The organism is Streptomyces sp. SS8 (assembly GCF_054072955.1).
The window spans coordinates 155,534-172,317 of the sequence record NZ_JBSVCZ010000006.1 but is presented as its reverse complement, the minus strand read 5'-3'; the positions used below and the strand labels follow the sequence as shown (position 1 = coordinate 172,317).

Genomic DNA, 16,784 nt, shown 5'->3' with positions numbered 1-16,784 from the left:
CGCCTCTTACCCTCTGTCCCCGTCCCCGCCCCCTGCGAGCATGGCGCTCCACAGCTCGGGGAAGTCGGGCAGGGTCTTGGCGGTCGTCGCGACGTTCTCCACCTCCACACCCTCGACGACCAGGCCGAGCACCGCGCCCGCCGTGGCCAGCCGGTGGTCCTCGTAGGTGTGGAAGGTCCCGCCGCGCAGCGGGCGCGGGCGGATGACCAGCCCGTCACCGGTCTCGGTGACGTCGCCGCCGAGGCCGTTGATCTCCTTGGTGAGGGCGGCCAGCCGGTCGGTCTCGTGCAGCCGCAGGTGCGCCACGCCGCGCAGCCGCGACTCGGAGTCGGCCAGCGCCGCGACCGCCGCGATGCCGGGGGTCAGCTCGCCCACCTCACTCAGGTCCACGTCGATGCCGTGGATCCGGCCGGTGCCGGTGAGGGTCAGGCCGCGCTCGTCCAGCTCGCAGCGCCCGCCCATCTCGGTGAAGATCTCGCGCAGCGCGTCACCGGGCTGGGTGGTGTGCGCCGGCCAGTCCGGGACGGTCACCCGGCCGCCGGTGACCAGCGCGGCGGCGAGGAAGGGCTGGGCGTTGGACAGATCGGGCTCGACGACCAGATCGCGGCCGAGCAGCGCGCCGGCCGTGACCCGCCAGACGTTCGGCTCGCCCCCGGACTCGGGGGTGTCCACCTGGGCGCCCGCGGCGCGCAGCATCTCCACCGTCATCCGGATGTGCGGCATGGACGGCAGCGGGCCGCCGGTGTGGCGGACCTCCACGCCCTGGTTGAAGCGGGCGCCGGACAGCAGCAGGGCGCTGACGAACTGGGAGGACGAGGAGGCGTCGATCTCCACCGCGCCGCCGGTCAGGGAGCCGCCGCCGTGCACGGTCAGCGGCAGCGCGCCTCGCCCGCCGTCGTCGACCCGGGCGCCCAGCGCGCGCAGCGCGTCGATCACACCGTGGAGGGGGCGCTCGTGGGAGCGCTTGTCGCCGTCGAAGTGGACCGGGCCGTCGGCCAGGGCGGCCACCGGAGGCAGGAAGCGCATCACGGTGCCGGCGTTGCCGACGTCCACGCTCGCGGGACCGTGCAGCCCCGCGGGGATGACCCGCCAGGCCTCGCCGCCGGCCCCGGGGCCGGCGGCGCCGTCCGCGACGGGCGCGGAGTTGGAGGACACCGTCTCCTCGATGCCCACCCCCATGGCGCGCAGCCCCTCGGCCATCAGCAGGGTGTCGCGCGACCGCAGCGGGCGGCGCAGCCAGCCGGGCTCGGAGGCGAGGGCGGCGAGCACCAGACCGCGGTTGGTGACCGACTTCGATCCGGGCACGGTGACGGTCGCATCGACGGCGCCGGACGCGAGCGGCGCGGGCCAGAGGGCGGTGTGGTCGGTCATGGGGCCAACTTTAGTGGCTTCGGCGGGACGGGAGTCCTGGCCGGACACGGGGAGAGCACGGACGCGTGCGGCCGTGCCGCGCACCGTTGCGCGGGGTCGGGCGCCGCCCGGGCGAGCCGGGCCGGGCGGGAAGACTCCGGAACCCGGGGCGGGCGCCCGCGGCGGGCTCGTCAGAGCCCCAGCAGCCACCGTCCGCCGCCGGTCAGCGAGCACAGCGCGACGGCGTGGAAGAGCAGCAGCCACAGCGGCGCGGGCGCGTTCGTCAGCCGCGCGAGCTGGTCGGCGTCCGAGTCGGGCGCCTCGCCCCGGCGCCGCTTGCCCTGGAGCTCGAAGACGGGCCGCACGCCGCCCAGCAGCAGGAACCACACCACCCCGTACGCGAACGCCGCCTGCACCTCGGTTCCGGCGAACCACGACACCAGGAAGAACGCCCCGCCGGTGAGGACGACGCTGAGCACTCCGTAGGCGTTGCGCACCATCACCAGCATCGCCAGCAGCAGTGCGGTGGCCCCCCACAGCAGCGCGGTGACGTGCCCGGCGGCCAGCAGCCACGCTCCCGCCAGGCCGAGCAGCGACGGCGCGGTGTATCCGGCGGCGGCCGTCAGCACCATTCCGATCCCGTTCGGCCGCCCCCGGGAGACGGTCAGCCCGGAGGTGTCCGAGTGCAGGCGTATGCCCTCCAGCCGCCGCCCGGTCAGCAGCGCCACGATCCCGTGCCCGCCCTCGTGGGCGATGGTCACAGCGTTCCGCGCCACCCGCCACGGCCCCCGTGCGGCGACGACGGCCAGGGCCACCAGGCCGGTGACCGCCACGACCGCGAACGACGGGTCGGGCTGCGTCCCGACGACGCGGTCCCAGACCTCGGCGATGCCGTCCGTGTCCATGTTCATGTTCGGCCGCCCCCTCTTCTTCCCCGCGGTCCGTTCCGCCGCCCCGCGTGCCGTGCTCGTCCGGCCGCGAAGCGGTGCTCCGCAGTCTGTCACGGCCCCCGCGCGGCGCCCGTACGGCCGTTCGCCGTGCCGTCGGCCGCACGGGCGTGGCAGGGTGGCGTACATGTGCGGACGGTATGCGGCGAGCCGATCGGCCGGTGAACTGGCCGGGCTCTTCGGAGTGGAGAAGCGGGACCCGGCCGAGGAGCTGGCGCCCGACTGGAACGTGGCCCCGACCAAGCAGGTGTACGCGGTGCTGGACCGGCCGCTGAAGGACAGCGGCGATCCGCGTCCCGTGCGCCAGCTCAGGACGCTGCGCTGGGGGCTGGTGCCCTCCTGGGCGAAGTCCCCGGACGTGGGCGTGAAGATGATCAACGCACGGGCCGAGACGGTGCACGAGAAGCCCTCCTACCGCCGCCCCTTCACCGCCCGGCGCTGTCTGCTGCCCGCCGACGGGTACTACGAGTGGGTCACCGGGGCGGCCGAGCGGCAGGAGGAGGAGAAGGGCAGGCGGAAGCGGCCGCGCAAGCAGCCGTACTTCGTGACCCCCGCCGACGGCTCGGTGATGGCGATGGCCGGGCTCTACGAGTTCTGGCGGGACAGGACGCTGCCGGAGGACCACCCCCAAGCCTGGTGGACCACCTGCACGGTGATCACCACCGAGGCGCAGAGCGAGCCGTTCGCGGGCGCGGGCGGGGACGGGCCGCGCTCCCTGGCCGACATCCACCCCAGGATGCCGCTGGTGCTCCCCCCCGACCGCTGGGACGCCTGGCTGGACCCGGCCCGCACCGACGCCGAGGACGTGCGCGGGCTGCTGGTCCCGCCGCCGGCCGGGGCCATGCGGGCCTATCCGGTGCGCGGCGAGGTCAGCAACGTGCGCAACAACGGGCCCGAGCTGCTGGAGGAGCTTGACGCGCCCGAGGCCGGAACGCTGTTCTGATCCGGTGAGCACCGACAGCACCGACAGCACCGACAGCACCGGTACCGCGGGCACGGACACCACCGAGGAGGTCGCCACCCCGGCCGGTCCGGCCCGGATCACCTGGCGGCGCGCCGCCGGGCCGCGGCTGCTCCTCGCGCTCGGGCACGGCGCCGGCGGCGGCGTCGAGGCACGGGACCTGCGGGCTCTGGCGGACGCGCTGCCCGCGCACGGCGTATCGGTCGCCCTGGTCGAACAGCCCTGGCGGGTGGCGGGAAGGAAACTGGCGCCCGCGCCCGGGAGGCTGGACGAGGGGTGGCGGGCGGTGTGGCCCGTCCTGGAGAGGGAAGGGCTGCCGGTCGTCTCCGGGGGGCGCAGCGCCGGAGCGCGCGTGGCATGCCGGACCGCCGCCGGACTCGGTGCGCGCGCCGTGCTCGCGCTCGCCTTCCCCCTGCATCCCCCGGGGAAGCCGGAGCGGTCCAGGGCCGGGGAGCTGCTGGACGCCGGGGTGCCGACCCTGGTCGTCCAGGGCGGGCGCGATCCCTTCGGACGGCCCGGTGAGTTCCCCGAGGGCACGGAGGTCGTCGAGGTGCCCGGGGGCGACCACGGCTTCGCCGTGCCGAGGAGGGCGGCACTCGGCCAGGAGGAGGCGCTCGCGGTGATCACCGGCGCGGTGCGCCAGTGGCTGGCGCGGGAATGATCCCCCGCCCGCGCGTGTTGTCCTGCTGCAGGACACGTACGGACCGAACACGCGCGAGGAGAGGGAGTCCACCCGACATGGGTTCGATCGCATGCCCGTCCCGCCCTGTGGGTACCCGTGCCACAGCCGCCCAGGTGGACTGGGCGACACTGAGGCTCGCCGGACCCGTCGGGGACATCCCCTTCCAGACGGCGGAGGGGACGGACCGTCGTCTATTCTCCGGTTCGAATGGGTCCGGCAACGGACTCGAAGCCGCATCGGAGGAGGTGGGTCCGGTCGCCGCGACCGACGACGCCGCGCCCAGGGAGCCCGTGGAGACGGACGCCGAACGGAACGCCCGCTTCGAACGGGACGCCCTCGCCTTCCTGGACCAGATGTACTCCGCCGCGCTGCGCATGACGCGCAACCCCGCGGACGCGGAGGATCTGGTGCAGGAGACGTACGCGAAGGCGTATGCGTCCTTCCACCAGTTCCGCGAGGGCACCAACCTCAAGGCGTGGCTGTACCGCATCCTCACCAACACCTTCATCAACTCGTACCGCAAGAAGCAGCGCGAACCGCAGCGCAGCGCGGCCGAGGAGATCGAGGACTGGCAGCTCGCGCGCGCCGAGTCGCACATGTCGACCGGTCTGCGCTCTGCCGAGTCGCAGGCGCTGGACCGGCTGCCCGACTCGGACGTGAAGGAGGCGCTCCAGGCCATCCCCGAGGAGTTCCGGATCGCGGTCTACCTCGCGGACGTCGAGGGGTTTGCGTACAAGGAGATCGCGGACATCATGGGGACGCCCATCGGCACGGTGATGTCCCGCCTGCACCGCGGCCGCAGGCAGTTGCGCGGCATGCTGGAGGACTACGCCCGCGAGCGCGGGCTGGTCCCGGCGGGCGCGAACGGCGCCGCCGCCCCCGAGGAGTCGCACGACCGGAAAGGCTCGGGCTCATGAGTTGCGGAGAGCCGCACGAGACGGACTGCGCCGAGGTCCTGGACCACCTGTACGAGTACCTGGACCGAGAGATGCCCGACGGCGATCTGACGAAGTTCAGGGAGCACTTCGAGGAGTGCTCGCCGTGCCTGGAGAAGTACGGCCTGGAACAGGCCGTGAAGAAGCTGGTCAAGCGGTGTTGCGGCCACGACGAGGTGCCCGGCGACCTGCGCTCCAAGGTGATGGGCCGCATCGAGGTGATCCGCGCCGGGCAGGCCGTGCCCGAGCAGCCCGTGGTGGAGCCCGCGGCGGGCCGGCCGGAGCAGTCCCGCACCGCTCCTCTGGGGAGCCCGGGCGAGGCCGGCTGGGAACGGCCCTGACGGTCGCGGGTGCGCAGCCCGCACCCGCCTCCCGCACCGCGCCGGCTCCCGTGCCGTGTCCCGCAAGCCCGTTGTCCCGGCCGTGAGTTCCGGCGCGGGCATCCCCGCGCACGCTGTGCGCCGCGTCACCCGCACCCGCACCGCATCACCCGAACGTGTTAACCCGCTCGGCTTCCGCCCGGCTGTGACGCGGGCGTTCGACGGTCCCCCCGTGCCGCCGCGCCGGGCGTGCACCCGCGCCCCGGACCGCTCGGTACCCCGACGACCGACGGGTAATGAGCGCGCACCCGGGTGGGCATGGTTGGATGCGAACCGGGAACCGCGGCTGGGAGAAGATCGCGGCACGGACACCGCGGCGGGGACCGCGAGAAGACGGCCGCGAGGACGGTCGGGAGCAGCAGGCGGGAGTCAGGCGGGAACATCGTGAGGATCTTCGGCAAGGCAAGGCACCGGCCCTCCGCCGACTGGCGGATGGCCACCGACCGCGCGTTCACGCTCATCGGCGACGGGCGCTACGAGGACGCCGGCACGCTGCTGACCCGTGCCGCCGATCTGGAGCCGTGGCTGTCGGAGTCCTGGTTCAACCTCGCGCTGCTGCACAAGTTCCGGCACGACTGGGAGCAGGCGCGCGCGGCCGGGCTGCGCGCCGTCGCGCTCCTGGACAGGTCGGCCGGGGCGCCCGACTGGTGGAACGTGGGCATCGCGGCCACCGCGCTGCAGGACTGGGCCCTGGCCCGGCGCGCCTGGCAGGCGTACGGCCTGCGGGTGCCGGAGACGGCGGCCGCCGGTGACGACGCCCGTACCGGCCCGCCGGCCGGCATGGAACTGGGCAGCGCCGCGGTGCGCCTGTCGCCGGAGGGCGAGGCCGAGGTGGTGTGGGGGCGGCGGCTGGACCCGGCCCGCATCGAGGTGCAGAACATCCCGCTGCCGTCGTCCGGGCGCCGCTGGGGCGAGGTGGTGCTGCACGACGGCGTGCCGCACGGCGAGCGGACCACGGCCGCGGGCCACACCTATCCGGTCTTCGACGAGATAGAACTCTGGGCGCCCTCGCCGGTGCCCACCTGGGTGGTGCTGCTGGAGGCGGCGACCGAGGCCGACCGGGACGCGCTGGAGCTGCTGGCGGCGGACGCGGGCTTCGCGGCCGAGGACTGGTCCTCGTCGGTGCGGCTGCTGTGCCGCTCCTGCTCGGAGAGCCGGATGCCCAGCGACGAGGGCGAGGGCGCCCCCCGGCACGATCCGCACGACCACAGCGTGCCCGGGCACCCGGGGCCGCTGGGACACATGACGTCGGGGGAGCTGTGGGTGCCCGAGCGCGAGTGCGGGTTGGCGGCCCCTGCCTCCCTGGTACGGGGGCTGCTGGACGGCTGGGTCGCCGACAGCCCGGACACCCGTGAGTGGCGGGACCTGGAAGAGGTCTGCTGACACCGGACGGCCGCGCACGGAGCCGGGGGTCTGCCCGTACTCTGTACGGGTCGTGGTGGAGCACCGAGGAAGGCGTACGGCGAAGATGGCGGAGCACGAGACCGGGCAGCGGGTGGACGACGAGGGGTTCGTCGTCGACACGGAGGACTGCGAGGAGCGCGAGCGGACCCACCGCGAGCGCGGCACCGCCCGTCCGATCACCGTCGTCGGCAACCCGGTGCTGCACCGGGAGTGCCGGGACGTCACCGAGTTCGACGGGGAACTGGCCAGGCTGGTCGACGACATGTTCGCCAGCCAGCGCGCGGCGGAGGGCGTCGGCCTGGCCGCCAACCAGATCGGCGTCGACCTGAAGGTCTTCGTCTACGACTGCCCGGACGACGAGGGCGTGCGGCACGTCGGCGTCGTCTGCAACCCCGTGCTGGAGGAACTGCCCGCCGAGCGGCGGGTGCTGGACGACTCCAATGAGGGTTGCCTGTCGGTGCCGGGCGCGTACGCCTCGCTCGCGCGCCCGGACTACGCCGTCGTGCGCGGGCAGGACGCCGAGGGCAGGCCGATCACGGTGCGCGGCACCGGGTACTTCGCGCGCTGCCTCCAGCACGAGACGGACCACCTCTACGGCCGCCTCTACATCGACCGCCTCTCCAAGCGCGAACGCAAGGACGTGCTGCGGCAGATGGCCGAGAACACTCCGCGCTACGAGACGGTGCCCAACGACTGAGCGGTGCCGCGGCGTTCACGCGGCGGCCGTGCGGCGCGGGTCCCCGGGCCCGCGGTCCGGTGGTGAACGGTGTATGACGGTGGGCGGGCCTCCAGTGGCCCGCCCATTGGCATTTCCGGAAGCGTGTTGACGCGGGTAGAACTTCTCCGCCACTCTCGGAGTCCCCACTGTTCCAACACGGAGGCACCATGCTCAGAGGCACCGTCCGTCTCATTCTCAGTGTTGTCATGCTCGCGGCAGCAGCCCTGGTCGGCACGGTCACCACAGCGGGCACGGCCCAGGCCGACACCTGCTACACCTGGAACCGCACCCTCTCCCAGGGCATGTCCGGTTCGGACGTCGCCGAACTCCAGGTGCGCGTCTCCGGCTACCCCGGCTACGGCAACGTGCTCGCCATCGACGGCTCCTACGGCCCGGCCACCGCCGCCGCCGTCAAGCGGTTCCAGGCCGCGTACGGCCTGTCGGCCGACGGCGTCGCCGGCCCGCAGACCTTCAGCAAGATCTACGCCCTCCAGGACGCCGACTGCACCCCGGCCCACTTCTCCTACGCCGAGCTGAACCGGTGCAACTCCACCTGGAGCGGCGGCGCGGTGAGCGCGGCCACGGCCAAGCGCAACGCCCTGATCTCCATGTGGAAGCTGGAGGCGATGCGCCACGCCCTGGGTGACGCGCCGATCCGGGTGACCAGCGGCTTCCGCTCCTACTCCTGCAACAGCGCGGTGGGCGGCTCCTCCAACAGCCGCCACCTGTACGGCGACGGCGTCGACCTCGGCGCCGGCTCGCACACCCTGTGCAGGATGGCGCAGCAGGCCCGCTACCACGGCTTCCGGGGCATCCTCGGCCCGGGCTACCCCGGCCACAACGACCACACCCACGTCGACCACCGCTCCAGCCGCTTCTGGTCGGCGCCCACCTGCGGCATCTGACCGCGCCCGTCCCTCCTCAAACGGGGTCCGCCCAAAAGGCGTTCGCCCCCGGAAAGCCCCGCACGGGGCTTTCCGGGGGCACACGTCTGCCGGGGAAGGGGGATCTCAGAAGTCGTCGTCGAAGGAGACCGAGCCCTCGACCGCGACCTGGTAGGCCGAGGCGCGGCGCTCGAAGAAGTTGGTCAGCTCCTGGACGTTCTGCAGCTCCATGAAGGAGAACGGGTTCGACGCGCCGTAGCGGGCGGGGAAGCCCAGCCGGACCAGCCGCTGGTCCGCCACGCACCGCAGGTACTCGCGCATCGACTCGGTGTTCATCCCCGGCAGGCCCTCGCCGCACAGGTCCCGGGCGAACCGCAGCTCGGCCTCGACGGCCTCCTCCAGCATCTCCTCGACCTGCCGCCGCAACTCCTCGTCGAACAGCTCCGGTTCCTCCTGGCGGACGGTGTCCACCACGTCGAAGGCGAACGACATGTGCATCGACTCGTCGCGGAAGACCCAGTTGGTGCCGGTGGCCAGCCCGTGCAGCAGGCCGCGGGAGCGGAACCAGTAGACGTAGGCGAAGGCGCCGTAGAAGAACAGGCCCTCGATGCACGCCGCGAAGCAGATCAGGTTCAGCAGGAAGCGGCGGCGGTCGGACCGGCTCCCAAGGCGCTCGATCGGCTCCACCCCCTCACCTCCTTCGAGGGCGGCCATCCACTTGAAGCAGAACCGCGCCTTCTCCCGGATGGATTCGATGTTCTCCACCGCGGCGAAGGCGGCGGCGCGCTCGTCCGGGTCGGGCAGGTAGGTGTCCAGCAGGGTCAGGTAGAACTGGACGTGCACGGCCTCCTCGAACAGCTGCCGCGACAGGTACAGCCGGGCCTCGGGCGAGTTGATGTGCTTGTACAGCGTCAGCACCAGGTTGTTGGCCACGATCGAGTCGCCGGTGGCGAAGAAGGCGACCAGCCGCCCGATCAGGTGCTGTTCACCCGGGGAGAGCTTCGCCAGGTCGGCCACGTCGGAGTGGAGGTCCACCTCCTCCACCGTCCAGGTGTTCCTGATCGCGTCGCGGTAGCGCTCGTAGAAGGCCGGGTAGCGCATCGGCCGCAGGGTGAGTTCGAAGCCCGGGTCCAGCAGGTTCCGGGAAGCAGGGGTCCGGTCGGTGGTGGTCACTGGCATGCCTCGCAGGACTCGGGGTTCTCCAGGGAGCAGGCGGCGGCACCGGCGGCCGGCGCCCCCCGCTCCACGGAAACGGGTACGGGGGCGCCGGGCGCGGGAGCGGCCGCGGACGCGCCGCCCGCGGCCCGCGCGATACGGGTCGCGGGACGTGAGCGCAGGTAGTACGTGGTCTTCAGACCGCGCTTCCAGGCGTAGGCGTACATCGAGCTGAGCCGGCCGATGGTCGGCGACGCCATGAACAGGTTGAGCGACTGGCCCTGGTCCAGGAACGGGGTGCGGTCCGCGGCCATGTCGATCAGGGCGCGCTGCGGGATCTCCCAGGCCGTGCGGTACAGCTCGCGGACCTCCGCGGGGATCCAGGGCAGACCGGCCACCGAGCCGCTGGACTCGCGCAGCGCCTCGCGGGTGCGCTCGTCCCACAGGCCCAGCCGCTTGAGGTCCGCCACCAGATAGGAGTTCACCTGGAGGAACTCACCGCTGAGCGTCTCGCGTTTGAAGAGGTTGGAGACCTGCGGCTCCACGCATTCGTAGACGCCCGCGATCGAGGCGATCGTCGCGGTCGGCGCGATCGCCAGCAGCAGCGAGTTGCGCAGGCCCGCGGTGGCGAGCCGCTCCCGCAGCGCGGCCCAGCGCTCCGGCCAGGTGATCTCCGCCTGCGGGTAGTGGTCGACGTGGAGCACGCCGCGGGCGGCACGGGTCTCGGACCAGGCCGGGTGCGGGCCGTGGCGCTCGGCGAGACCGGCGGACGCCTCGTAGGCGGCGAGCATGATGCGCTCGGAGATCCGGGTGGACAGCCGCCGGGCCCCGGGGGAGTCGAAGGGCAGGCGCAGCCGGAAGAACACGTCCTGCAGGCCCATCAGCCCCAGACCCACCGGACGCCAGCGGGAGTTGGAGGCCGCGGCCTGCCCGGTCGGGTAGTAGTTGACGTCCACCACCCGGTCGAGGAAGAGCACGGCGGTGCGGACGGTGGCGTCCAGCCGCTCCCAGTCCAGTTCCTCGCCGGGGCGCGGTTCCCCGTCGGCGCCGGCGCGCAGATGGGCCGCGAGGTTGACCGAGCCCAGGTTGCACACGGCCGTCTCACCGTCGTCGGTGACCTCCAGGATCTCGGTGCAGAGGTTGGAGGAGTGGACGACGCGGCCCGGCCCGGCGGTCTGGTTGGCCGTGCGGTTGGCGGTGTCCTTGAACGTCATCCAGCCGTTGCCGGTCTGGGCGAGGGTGCGCATCATCCGGGCGTAGAGCGTACGCGCCGGAACCGTCCGCACCGCCAGTCCGGCCGTCTCCGCCCTGCGGTAGGCGGCGTCGAACTCCTCGCCCCACAGGTCCACCAGTTCGGGGACGTCGGACGGGGAGAACAGCGACCAGTCGGTGTCCGCCCCGACCCGGCGCATGAACTCGTCCGGGATCCAGTTGGCGATGTTGAGGTTGTGGGTGCGGCGGGCCTCCTCGCCGGTGTTGTCGCGCAGTTCGAGGAACTCCTCGATGTCGGCGTGCCAGGTCTCCAGGTAGACGCAGGCCGCGCCCTTGCGCCGGCCGCCCTGGTTGACGGCCGCGACCGAGGCGTCCAGGGTCCGCAGGAACGGCACGATGCCGCCGGAGTGGCCGTTGGTGCCGCGGATCAGCGAACCGCGCGAGCGGATCCGGGAGAAGGACAGCCCGATGCCGCCGGCGTGCTTGGACAGGCGCGCGACCTGATGGTAGCGCTCGTAGAGCGAGTCCAGCTCGTCCCGGGGGGAGTCCAGCAGGTAGCAGGAGGACATCTGGGGGTGCCGGGTGCCGGAGTTGAACAGGGTGGGGGAGGAGGGGAGGTAGGACAGCGTGCTGGTGAGCCGGTACAGCTCGGCGACCTCCTCCAGCGCCCGCTCGGAGGAGTCGGCGGCCAGCCCGCAGGCCACGCGCAGCAGGAAGTACTGCGGGGTCTCGATCACGGCGCGGGTCACCGGGTGGCGCAGCAGATAGCGGGAGTGGAGCGTGCGCAGTCCGAAGTAGCCGAAGCGGTCGTCGGCTCCGCCGGCGAGGGCGTCCTCGGCCAGTGCGTCGAGCCGGCCGGCGTGCTCGGCGACGAAGCCGGCCGTGCGGTCGGCGATCAGCTCCTGTCGGTGGCCGACCGCCACCGACGCGGAGAAGGACACCGCGCCCTGCCCGGCGGCCTCCTGGCGGATCGCCGGAGCGAGCAGCCGCGCCGCCAGCCGCGAGTACTCGGGCTCCTCGGCGATGAGGCCGGCCGCGGCCTCGGTCGCCAGGGAGCGCAGCAGGGCCTCGTCCGCGCCGGGGTGGCGCCCGCGCAGCGCGGCGGCGGCGACCCGCCCGGGGTCGGTGGCGGGCAGATCGGCGGCGAGCTCCGCCAGGGTGCGCAGCAGCGCCGCGCCCGGACGGTCGTCCTCCGGTGCGCGGGCCGGCGCACAGGCCGTGGCGGGCTCCGCTGATGAGATGGTCACTCGGTGCTCTCCCTCGTGGGCCGACGGCCCCGGGGGAGGAGAAGCAGGCGCGTACGGGCACACCCGGCCGGAGGAGGGCGCACCGCTCGCGTCCGCCGGCCCAACCCACGAGGCCCGGACGTGTGAATGAACACCGTCGGCAGGTCCTCGGACTCGCGGCGGACGGCCCTGACCGTGCGAACGACACGGGGGCAGCCCGCCGCACACCGTTGCGGGACAGCTCCGGACTCACACCGGATTCCCCTGCGGCGACAGCGAGATGAGCATACATCTAGTGGTGATCCGGCAAAGCACCCCTAGATGTTGTGTCGGAGGGTTTCCTGGGTGGGTGCGGGACCACGGCCGGGCGGCGTGCGCTCATCTCAGGGCCAGGGCGAAGGTCAGCAGGGGGACGTCCTCGACGGGGCGCCAGTCGCGGTCGGGGGTGCGGACGAACCCCAGCCGCCCGTGGAGGCGGTGGGCAGTGTGCATCATGGGATGGCCGGAGAGCGCCAGCCGCTCCAGGCCCAGTGCGCGGGCCCGGTCCACGCACCCGCGCACCAGGGTCTCGCCCACGCCCCGGACGCGCGCCGAGGGGCGTACCGCCAGCATCCGGAACTCCCCCTCGCCGGGGCGTGCGGTCTCCGCGTACTCGCCGCCGCGCACCGCGAAGGTGACGGTGCCCAGGACCTCGTCGGTGCCGCCGCCCGTAACCCCGTCCAAGGGGCCCGCGGCCACCAGCGGTTCGGCGTGCTCGGCCCGGCGCCGGGCGTCCCGCAGCACGGCCGGGTACGGGTCCTGGGCGCCGAAGTCCAGCAGGCCGTCCCCGAGGTACACCCCGGCCGCCAACTCCCCGGCGGCCTCGAACTCGTGCGGGCGCGCGACCCTGATGGTGATGTCCATGGCGGTCATCACGAGGTATCCCGGCCGTGGTGGTGCAACGGCTTTCCACCGGCGGGGCGCGGGGCGCGGAGGAGGGGCGGCGGGCCGGTGCCGGGCGCGCGCCTCACCGCTCGTCGTCCACCGCGCTCTCTTTTGGCCCCCCGCGTTCCGCGGCCCGCCGCGCAGCCCGGTCGCGCCGCACCAGTACGTACGCGACGCCCGTCAGCGCGGCGGTGAGGGGCACCCAGAGCAGCTGGTACCAGTAGAAGAAGGGGATCCCGGCCAGGGCCGGCTCGGTCCTGGCGTACGAGCCGACCCACAGCATCGCGGCGAAGGGCGCGAGCAGGCAGGCGGCGGTCGCCACCCGCGCCGGTGTGACGACCGGGAGGGGGCCGGGGTTCTTCGGCGGTACGGGCATGGCTTGCGGCTCCGGCCCCGCGCTCACCGCCCCCGGCCGGGGCGCTGGAGGCGGGCGACGAACTTGTAGCGGTCGCCGCGGTAGACCGAGCGCACCCACTCCACCGGCTCGCCCTCGGTGTCGCGCGAGTGCCGGGAGAGCATCAGCATCGGCAGGCCGACGTCCGTGCCCAGCAGGCCCGCCTCGCGCGGGGTGGCCAGGGAGGTCTCGATGGTCTCCTCCGCCTCGGCGAGGTGCACGTCGTACACCTCGGCCAGGGCCGTGTAGAGGGAGGAGTACTTCACCAGGCTGCGGCGCAGGGCCGGGAAGCGCTTCTGCGACAGGTGCGTGGTCTCGATGGCCATCGGCTCGCCGCTGGCCAGCCGCAGCCGCTCGATGCGCAGGACGCGGTCCCCGGAGGGGATGTCGAGCAGCCCGGCGAGCCGGTCGTCGGCGGTGACGTAGCCGATGTCCAGGAGCTGGGAGGTGGGCTCCAGCCCCTGGGCGCGCATGTCCTCGGTGTAGGAGGTGAGCTGGAGCGCCTGGGCGACCTTGGGCTTGGCCACGAAGGTGCCCTTGCCCTGGATGCGCTCCAGCCGCCCCTCGACGACCAGTTCCTGGAGCGCCTGGCGCACGGTGGTGCGGGAGGTGTCGAACTCGCCGGCGAGCGTGCGCTCCGGAGGGACCGGGGTGCCCGGGGGCATCGTCTCGGTCATCTCCAGCAGATGCCGCTTGAGCCGGTAGTACTTGGGCACGCGCGCGGTGCGTCCGGCGGCGGCGCCTCCGGCGGAGCGGGCGCCGGCAGCGGTGTTCGTGGCCCCGTCGCTGTCCATCGCGCGCCTTCCCGACTCGTGTCGTGACTTCTCCAGTGCCGTCACCGGCTTCCTCCGTACGTAGCGGATCACATCGTGGCACGGCCGCCGTCCCCGGGGGCGTCCCGGCTCAGATGTCGGTCCGGTAACGGATGCGACCGCGAGCTTTATACACCGTTGACAGCGATATAGGTCTAGGCCAAGCTGCGGGCACTGGTCTAAACCACTACAGGCCAGCCCAGCCCCACGGGCCGTACTCGTCGCATGTCGACGCACCCCGGCGCCCGCCACGCACGGTACGGCAGAAGCGGCCATCCGGCGGGAGCGGAGATCTCGGACGGCGGGCGGGGGGACTTCTGGCATCCCGAAGGAGAAGCACGTGAAGCACAAGCTCGTAGCGGCGATCGGTGCCGCGGCGATGATGACCGGCCTCGTCGCCTGCGGCGGGGAGGGTGGGGACAACTCCTCCAAGGCCCCCCGGGAGCGCGACGAGACGCTCACCGTCTGGCTGATGAACGACGCCCAGAGCACCTGGCCCGAGCTGGTCAAGGACGTCAACGCCCAGTTCAAGAAGAAGTACCCGAAGGTCAAGGTCAAGGTCCAGTACCAGCAGTGGGGCGACAAGGCCAAGAAGCTGGACGCGGCGCTGGGCGGCGACAAGTTCCCCGACGTGGTCGAACTCGGCAACACCGAGACCATGACCTACATCCTCAACGGGGCCCTCGCCGAGATCGACCCGGAGGACTACGAGAACTCCGACACCTGGATCCAGGGTCTGAAGGACACCTGCTCCTTCGAGGGCAAGCTCTACTGCGTCCCCTACTACGCCGGGGCGCGCGTGGCGATCTTCAACCAGGAGATGTTCGACGAGGGCGCGGGCACCAGTGAACTCCCGCAGACCGAGGACGAGCTGAAGAAGGCGCTGGAGAAGGTCGCCAAGGAGTACGGCGACGACAAGGCCTTCTCCCCCCTCTACCTGCCCGGCCGCTACTGGTACGCAGCCATGTCCTACGTCGCGGCCTACGGCGGGCAGATAGCCGAGTACGACGAGGGCAAGGGCGAGTGGAAGGCCACCCTGAGCACCCCCGAGGCGCGCAAGGGCATCCAGCACTTCATCGACCTGGTCAAGGAGTACAACAACGGCGACCGGACCAAGGACGAGCAGGACCACGTCAATGTGATGGCCAACGAGAAGGCCGCGCTGATCTACGGCAACGGGTGGGAGTCCGGCAGCGTCGTCGAGGGCGAGAACGGCAACCCGGAGCTGGAGGGCAAGATCGCCATCGCCGGTATGCCCGGCCCGAACGGCAAGGCGCTGCCGTCCTTCATCGGCGGCTCCGACCTCGCGGTGATCCAGAAGTCCGGCGTCCAGGACCTCGCCAAGGACTGGATCTCGATGTACACCAGCGAGAAGTCGATGGAGGTCCTGGCCTCCAAGAACATCCTGCCGAACAACACCGAGCAGCTCGAGCCGCTGAAGGACAAGCCCGAGACCGCCCCGATCGCCAACGCGGTCCCGGACGCCTGGTTCACCCCGATCGCCCCCGGCTGGACCGCGATCGAGAGCCAGAACGTGCTGGAGAACATGCTGCTGGAGGTCCTCAAGGGCACCTCGGTGGCCGACGCCACCGAGAAGGCCGACAAGAAGATCGACGAACTGATCAACAACGAGGCCTGAGGACGTGCCGGAAGGCCCCTCGACCCCGGGGCCTTCCGGCGCACTCCGCGGGGGCCGAGGACGCTCTCGCATCCTTGGCCCCCGCCCCTTCGGTGAAGAGAACGAACGGAAGGCCAGCGCCGTGACCGCCGCCGACACCAAAGCCGCCGACCCGCCGGCGGCCGTACCGCACCGTCCCGGGCCGGAACCGTCCCGGCCGTCCCGCTCCTCCCGCCCGTCCCCGGGCCGTCCGCGAGGCGGCCGGCGCGGGAGCGCGAGGCTGCCGTACCTGCTGATCGCCCCGGCGATCGTCGCGGTCGGCGCCGTGTTCGCCTATCCGCTGGTGAAGACGGTGATCATGTCCTTCCAGGACATGCGCCGCGCGCACCTGTGGGGCGGCACCACCCCGCCGTGGGTGGGCTTCGAGCAGTTCACCAACATCCTGGGCGACTCCCACTTCTGGGCGGTCACCTTCCGCACCGTGCTGTTCATGGTGGTCTGCGTGACGGCGACCATGGGACTGGGGCTGGGACTGGCCCTGCTGATGCAGCGCCTGTCCACCTGGGTGCGGCTGCTGCTGACCGGGGCCCTGGTGGCCGCCTGGTCGATGCCGCTGCTGGTGGCCACCTCGATCTTCCGCTGGCTGTCGGACTCCGACTACGGCGTGGTCAACAACCTGCTGAGCAGACTTCCCGGAGTGGACTTCCGGGGCCACAACTGGTTCCTGGACCCCTGGCAGGGCTTCACCGTCATCGGCGCGGTGGTCGTGTGGGGGGCGATCCCGTTCGTGGTGATCACCCTGTACGCCGCGCTCACCCAGGTGCCCGCGGAACTGGAGGAGGCGGCCAGGCTCGACGGCGCCAACGCCCTCGGGGTCTTCCGCCATGTGGTCTTCCCCGTGATCAAGCCGGTCTTCCAGATGGTGACCACCCTCTCGGTGATCTGGGACTTCAACGTCTTCGGCCAGATCTTCCTGATGCGCTCCAACAAGCCGGAGCCCGAGTACGAGCTGCTGGGCCTGTACTCGTTCAGCAAGGCGTTCGAGAGCGCCTCGTTCAGCCAGGGCACCGCCATCGCGCTCATCACCGTACTGCTGCTGTCCGGCGTGGCCGTGTACTACCTGCGTCAGCTGATGAAGACAGGAGAGGTCGAGTGAGCACCTCCACCCCGCCCGCCACCACG

General features: G+C 72.3%; 16 protein-coding genes and 1 riboswitch. Of the genes, 9 read left to right on the top strand and 7 right to left on the bottom strand.

Going from position 1 to position 16,784, the window contains the following annotated elements; genetic code table 11:
- Nucleotides 1-6: 6 nt before the first annotated feature.
- Nucleotides 7-1,371, bottom strand: a complete 1,365-nt coding sequence (aroA, locus tag ACW69E_RS08520) for a 3-phosphoshikimate 1-carboxyvinyltransferase (RefSeq protein WP_457497562.1) — start codon at nucleotides 1,369-1,371, stop codon at nucleotides 7-9.
- A gap of 170 nt (nucleotides 1,372-1,541) precedes the next feature.
- Nucleotides 1,542-2,255 (bottom strand): M50 family metallopeptidase, encoded by a 714-nt coding sequence (locus ACW69E_RS08515; RefSeq protein ID WP_457497631.1) that lies wholly within the window; start codon nucleotides 2,253-2,255, stop codon nucleotides 1,542-1,544.
- Between the two features lie 169 nt (nucleotides 2,256-2,424).
- Here ACW69E_RS08515 and ACW69E_RS08510 point away from each other — a divergent pair, with 169 nt between their 5' ends.
- From ACW69E_RS08510 to ACW69E_RS08480, 7 genes are all read left to right on the top strand, one after another.
- Entirely contained in the window at nucleotides 2,425-3,240 is an 816-nt protein-coding gene (locus ACW69E_RS08510; RefSeq protein ID WP_457497561.1) for an SOS response-associated peptidase, read from the top strand.
- 4 nt (nucleotides 3,241-3,244) lie between these two features.
- Entirely contained in the window at nucleotides 3,245-3,919 is a 675-nt protein-coding gene (locus tag ACW69E_RS08505; RefSeq protein ID WP_457497560.1) for an alpha/beta hydrolase family protein, read from the top strand.
- A 266-nt stretch (nucleotides 3,920-4,185) separates the two neighbouring features.
- Nucleotides 4,186-4,857 carry a sigma-70 family RNA polymerase sigma factor gene (locus ACW69E_RS08500; protein ID WP_165869470.1) on the top strand — a complete coding sequence of 224 codons (672 nt, stop codon included), beginning with the start codon at nucleotides 4,186-4,188 and terminating at the stop codon, nucleotides 4,855-4,857.
- Complete coding sequence (gene rsrA / locus ACW69E_RS08495) at nucleotides 4,854-5,216, top strand: mycothiol system anti-sigma-R factor (RefSeq protein ID WP_457497559.1); 363 nt, start codon at nucleotides 4,854-4,856, stop codon at nucleotides 5,214-5,216. Before ACW69E_RS08500 ends, rsrA begins: the two co-directional genes overlap by 4 nt.
- 423 nt (nucleotides 5,217-5,639) lie before the next feature.
- Nucleotides 5,640-6,638 carry a tetratricopeptide repeat protein gene (locus tag ACW69E_RS08490; protein WP_457497558.1) on the top strand — a complete coding sequence of 333 codons (999 nt, stop codon included), beginning with the start codon at nucleotides 5,640-5,642 and terminating at the stop codon, nucleotides 6,636-6,638.
- Nucleotides 6,639-6,723: 85 nt separating this feature from the next.
- The gene (gene def, locus ACW69E_RS08485) at nucleotides 6,724-7,356 is read left to right on the top strand and encodes a peptide deformylase (RefSeq protein WP_457497557.1); all 633 of its coding nucleotides are present in this window, start codon (nucleotides 6,724-6,726) and stop codon (nucleotides 7,354-7,356) included.
- Between the two features lie 188 nt (nucleotides 7,357-7,544).
- Nucleotides 7,545-8,282: a D-Ala-D-Ala carboxypeptidase family metallohydrolase gene (locus ACW69E_RS08480; RefSeq protein WP_457497556.1), complete on the top strand. Its 738-nt coding sequence runs from the start codon at nucleotides 7,545-7,547 to the stop codon at nucleotides 8,280-8,282.
- A gap of 105 nt (nucleotides 8,283-8,387) precedes the next feature.
- On the opposite strand, the gene ACW69E_RS08475 is transcribed toward ACW69E_RS08480, so the two are convergent.
- The 5 genes from ACW69E_RS08475 to ACW69E_RS08455 form a co-directional block, all read right to left on the bottom strand.
- Complete coding sequence (locus ACW69E_RS08475; protein ID WP_457497555.1) at nucleotides 8,388-9,440, bottom strand: ribonucleotide-diphosphate reductase subunit beta; 1,053 nt, start codon at nucleotides 9,438-9,440, stop codon at nucleotides 8,388-8,390.
- Entirely contained in the window at nucleotides 9,431-11,875 is a 2,445-nt protein-coding gene (locus ACW69E_RS08470) for a ribonucleoside-diphosphate reductase subunit alpha (protein ID WP_457497554.1), read from the bottom strand. Before ACW69E_RS08470 ends, ACW69E_RS08475 begins: the two co-directional genes overlap by 10 nt.
- Nucleotides 11,876-11,996: 121 nt before the next feature.
- Nucleotides 11,997-12,143: riboswitch (cobalamin riboswitch) on the bottom strand.
- Between the two features lie 89 nt (nucleotides 12,144-12,232).
- Nucleotides 12,233-12,757 carry a GNAT family N-acetyltransferase gene (locus tag ACW69E_RS08465; RefSeq protein WP_457497630.1) on the bottom strand — a complete coding sequence of 175 codons (525 nt, stop codon included), beginning with the start codon at nucleotides 12,755-12,757 and terminating at the stop codon, nucleotides 12,233-12,235.
- Between the two features lie 103 nt (nucleotides 12,758-12,860).
- Nucleotides 12,861-13,154 carry a DUF3311 domain-containing protein gene (locus tag ACW69E_RS08460; RefSeq protein WP_457497553.1) on the bottom strand — a complete coding sequence of 98 codons (294 nt, stop codon included), beginning with the start codon at nucleotides 13,152-13,154 and terminating at the stop codon, nucleotides 12,861-12,863.
- 23 nt (nucleotides 13,155-13,177) lie between these two features.
- Nucleotides 13,178-13,966, bottom strand: coding sequence for a GntR family transcriptional regulator (locus tag ACW69E_RS08455; protein ID WP_457497629.1), 789 nt, complete (start codon nucleotides 13,964-13,966; stop codon nucleotides 13,178-13,180).
- A gap of 358 nt (nucleotides 13,967-14,324) precedes the next feature.
- Between ACW69E_RS08455 and ACW69E_RS08450 the strand changes: the two genes are divergently transcribed.
- Nucleotides 14,325-15,623 carry a sugar ABC transporter substrate-binding protein gene (locus tag ACW69E_RS08450; RefSeq protein ID WP_457497552.1) on the top strand — a complete coding sequence of 433 codons (1,299 nt, stop codon included), beginning with the start codon at nucleotides 14,325-14,327 and terminating at the stop codon, nucleotides 15,621-15,623.
- A 121-nt stretch (nucleotides 15,624-15,744) separates the two neighbouring features.
- The gene (locus tag ACW69E_RS08445; protein ID WP_457497551.1) at nucleotides 15,745-16,758 is read left to right on the top strand and encodes a carbohydrate ABC transporter permease; all 1,014 of its coding nucleotides are present in this window, start codon (nucleotides 15,745-15,747) and stop codon (nucleotides 16,756-16,758) included.
- The last annotated feature ends 26 nt before the right edge of the window (nucleotides 16,759-16,784 follow it).

Bases quoted from the DNA above. Each gene is read 5' to 3' on its own strand.
- ACW69E_RS08465 (WP_457497630.1), bottom strand. From the start codon at position 12,757: ATGGACATCACCATCAGGGTCGCGCGCCCGCACGAGTTCGAGGCCGCC.
- aroA (WP_457497562.1), bottom strand. From the start codon at position 1,371: ATGACCGACCACACCGCCCTCTGGCCCGCGCCGCTCGCGTCCGGCGCC.
- ACW69E_RS08510 (WP_457497561.1), top strand. From the start codon at position 2,425: ATGTGCGGACGGTATGCGGCGAGCCGATCGGCCGGTGAACTGGCCGGG.
- ACW69E_RS08455 (WP_457497629.1), bottom strand. From the start codon at position 13,966: ATGGACAGCGACGGGGCCACGAACACCGCTGCCGGCGCCCGCTCCGCC.
- def (WP_457497557.1), top strand. From the start codon at position 6,724: ATGGCGGAGCACGAGACCGGGCAGCGGGTGGACGACGAGGGGTTCGTC.
- ACW69E_RS08460 (WP_457497553.1), bottom strand. From the start codon at position 13,154: ATGCCCGTACCGCCGAAGAACCCCGGCCCCCTCCCGGTCGTCACACCG.
- ACW69E_RS08480 (WP_457497556.1), top strand. From the start codon at position 7,545: ATGCTCAGAGGCACCGTCCGTCTCATTCTCAGTGTTGTCATGCTCGCG.
- rsrA (WP_457497559.1), top strand. From the start codon at position 4,854: ATGAGTTGCGGAGAGCCGCACGAGACGGACTGCGCCGAGGTCCTGGAC.
- ACW69E_RS08515 (WP_457497631.1), bottom strand. From the start codon at position 2,255: ATGGACACGGACGGCATCGCCGAGGTCTGGGACCGCGTCGTCGGGACG.
- ACW69E_RS08475 (WP_457497555.1), bottom strand. From the start codon at position 9,440: ATGCCAGTGACCACCACCGACCGGACCCCTGCTTCCCGGAACCTGCTG.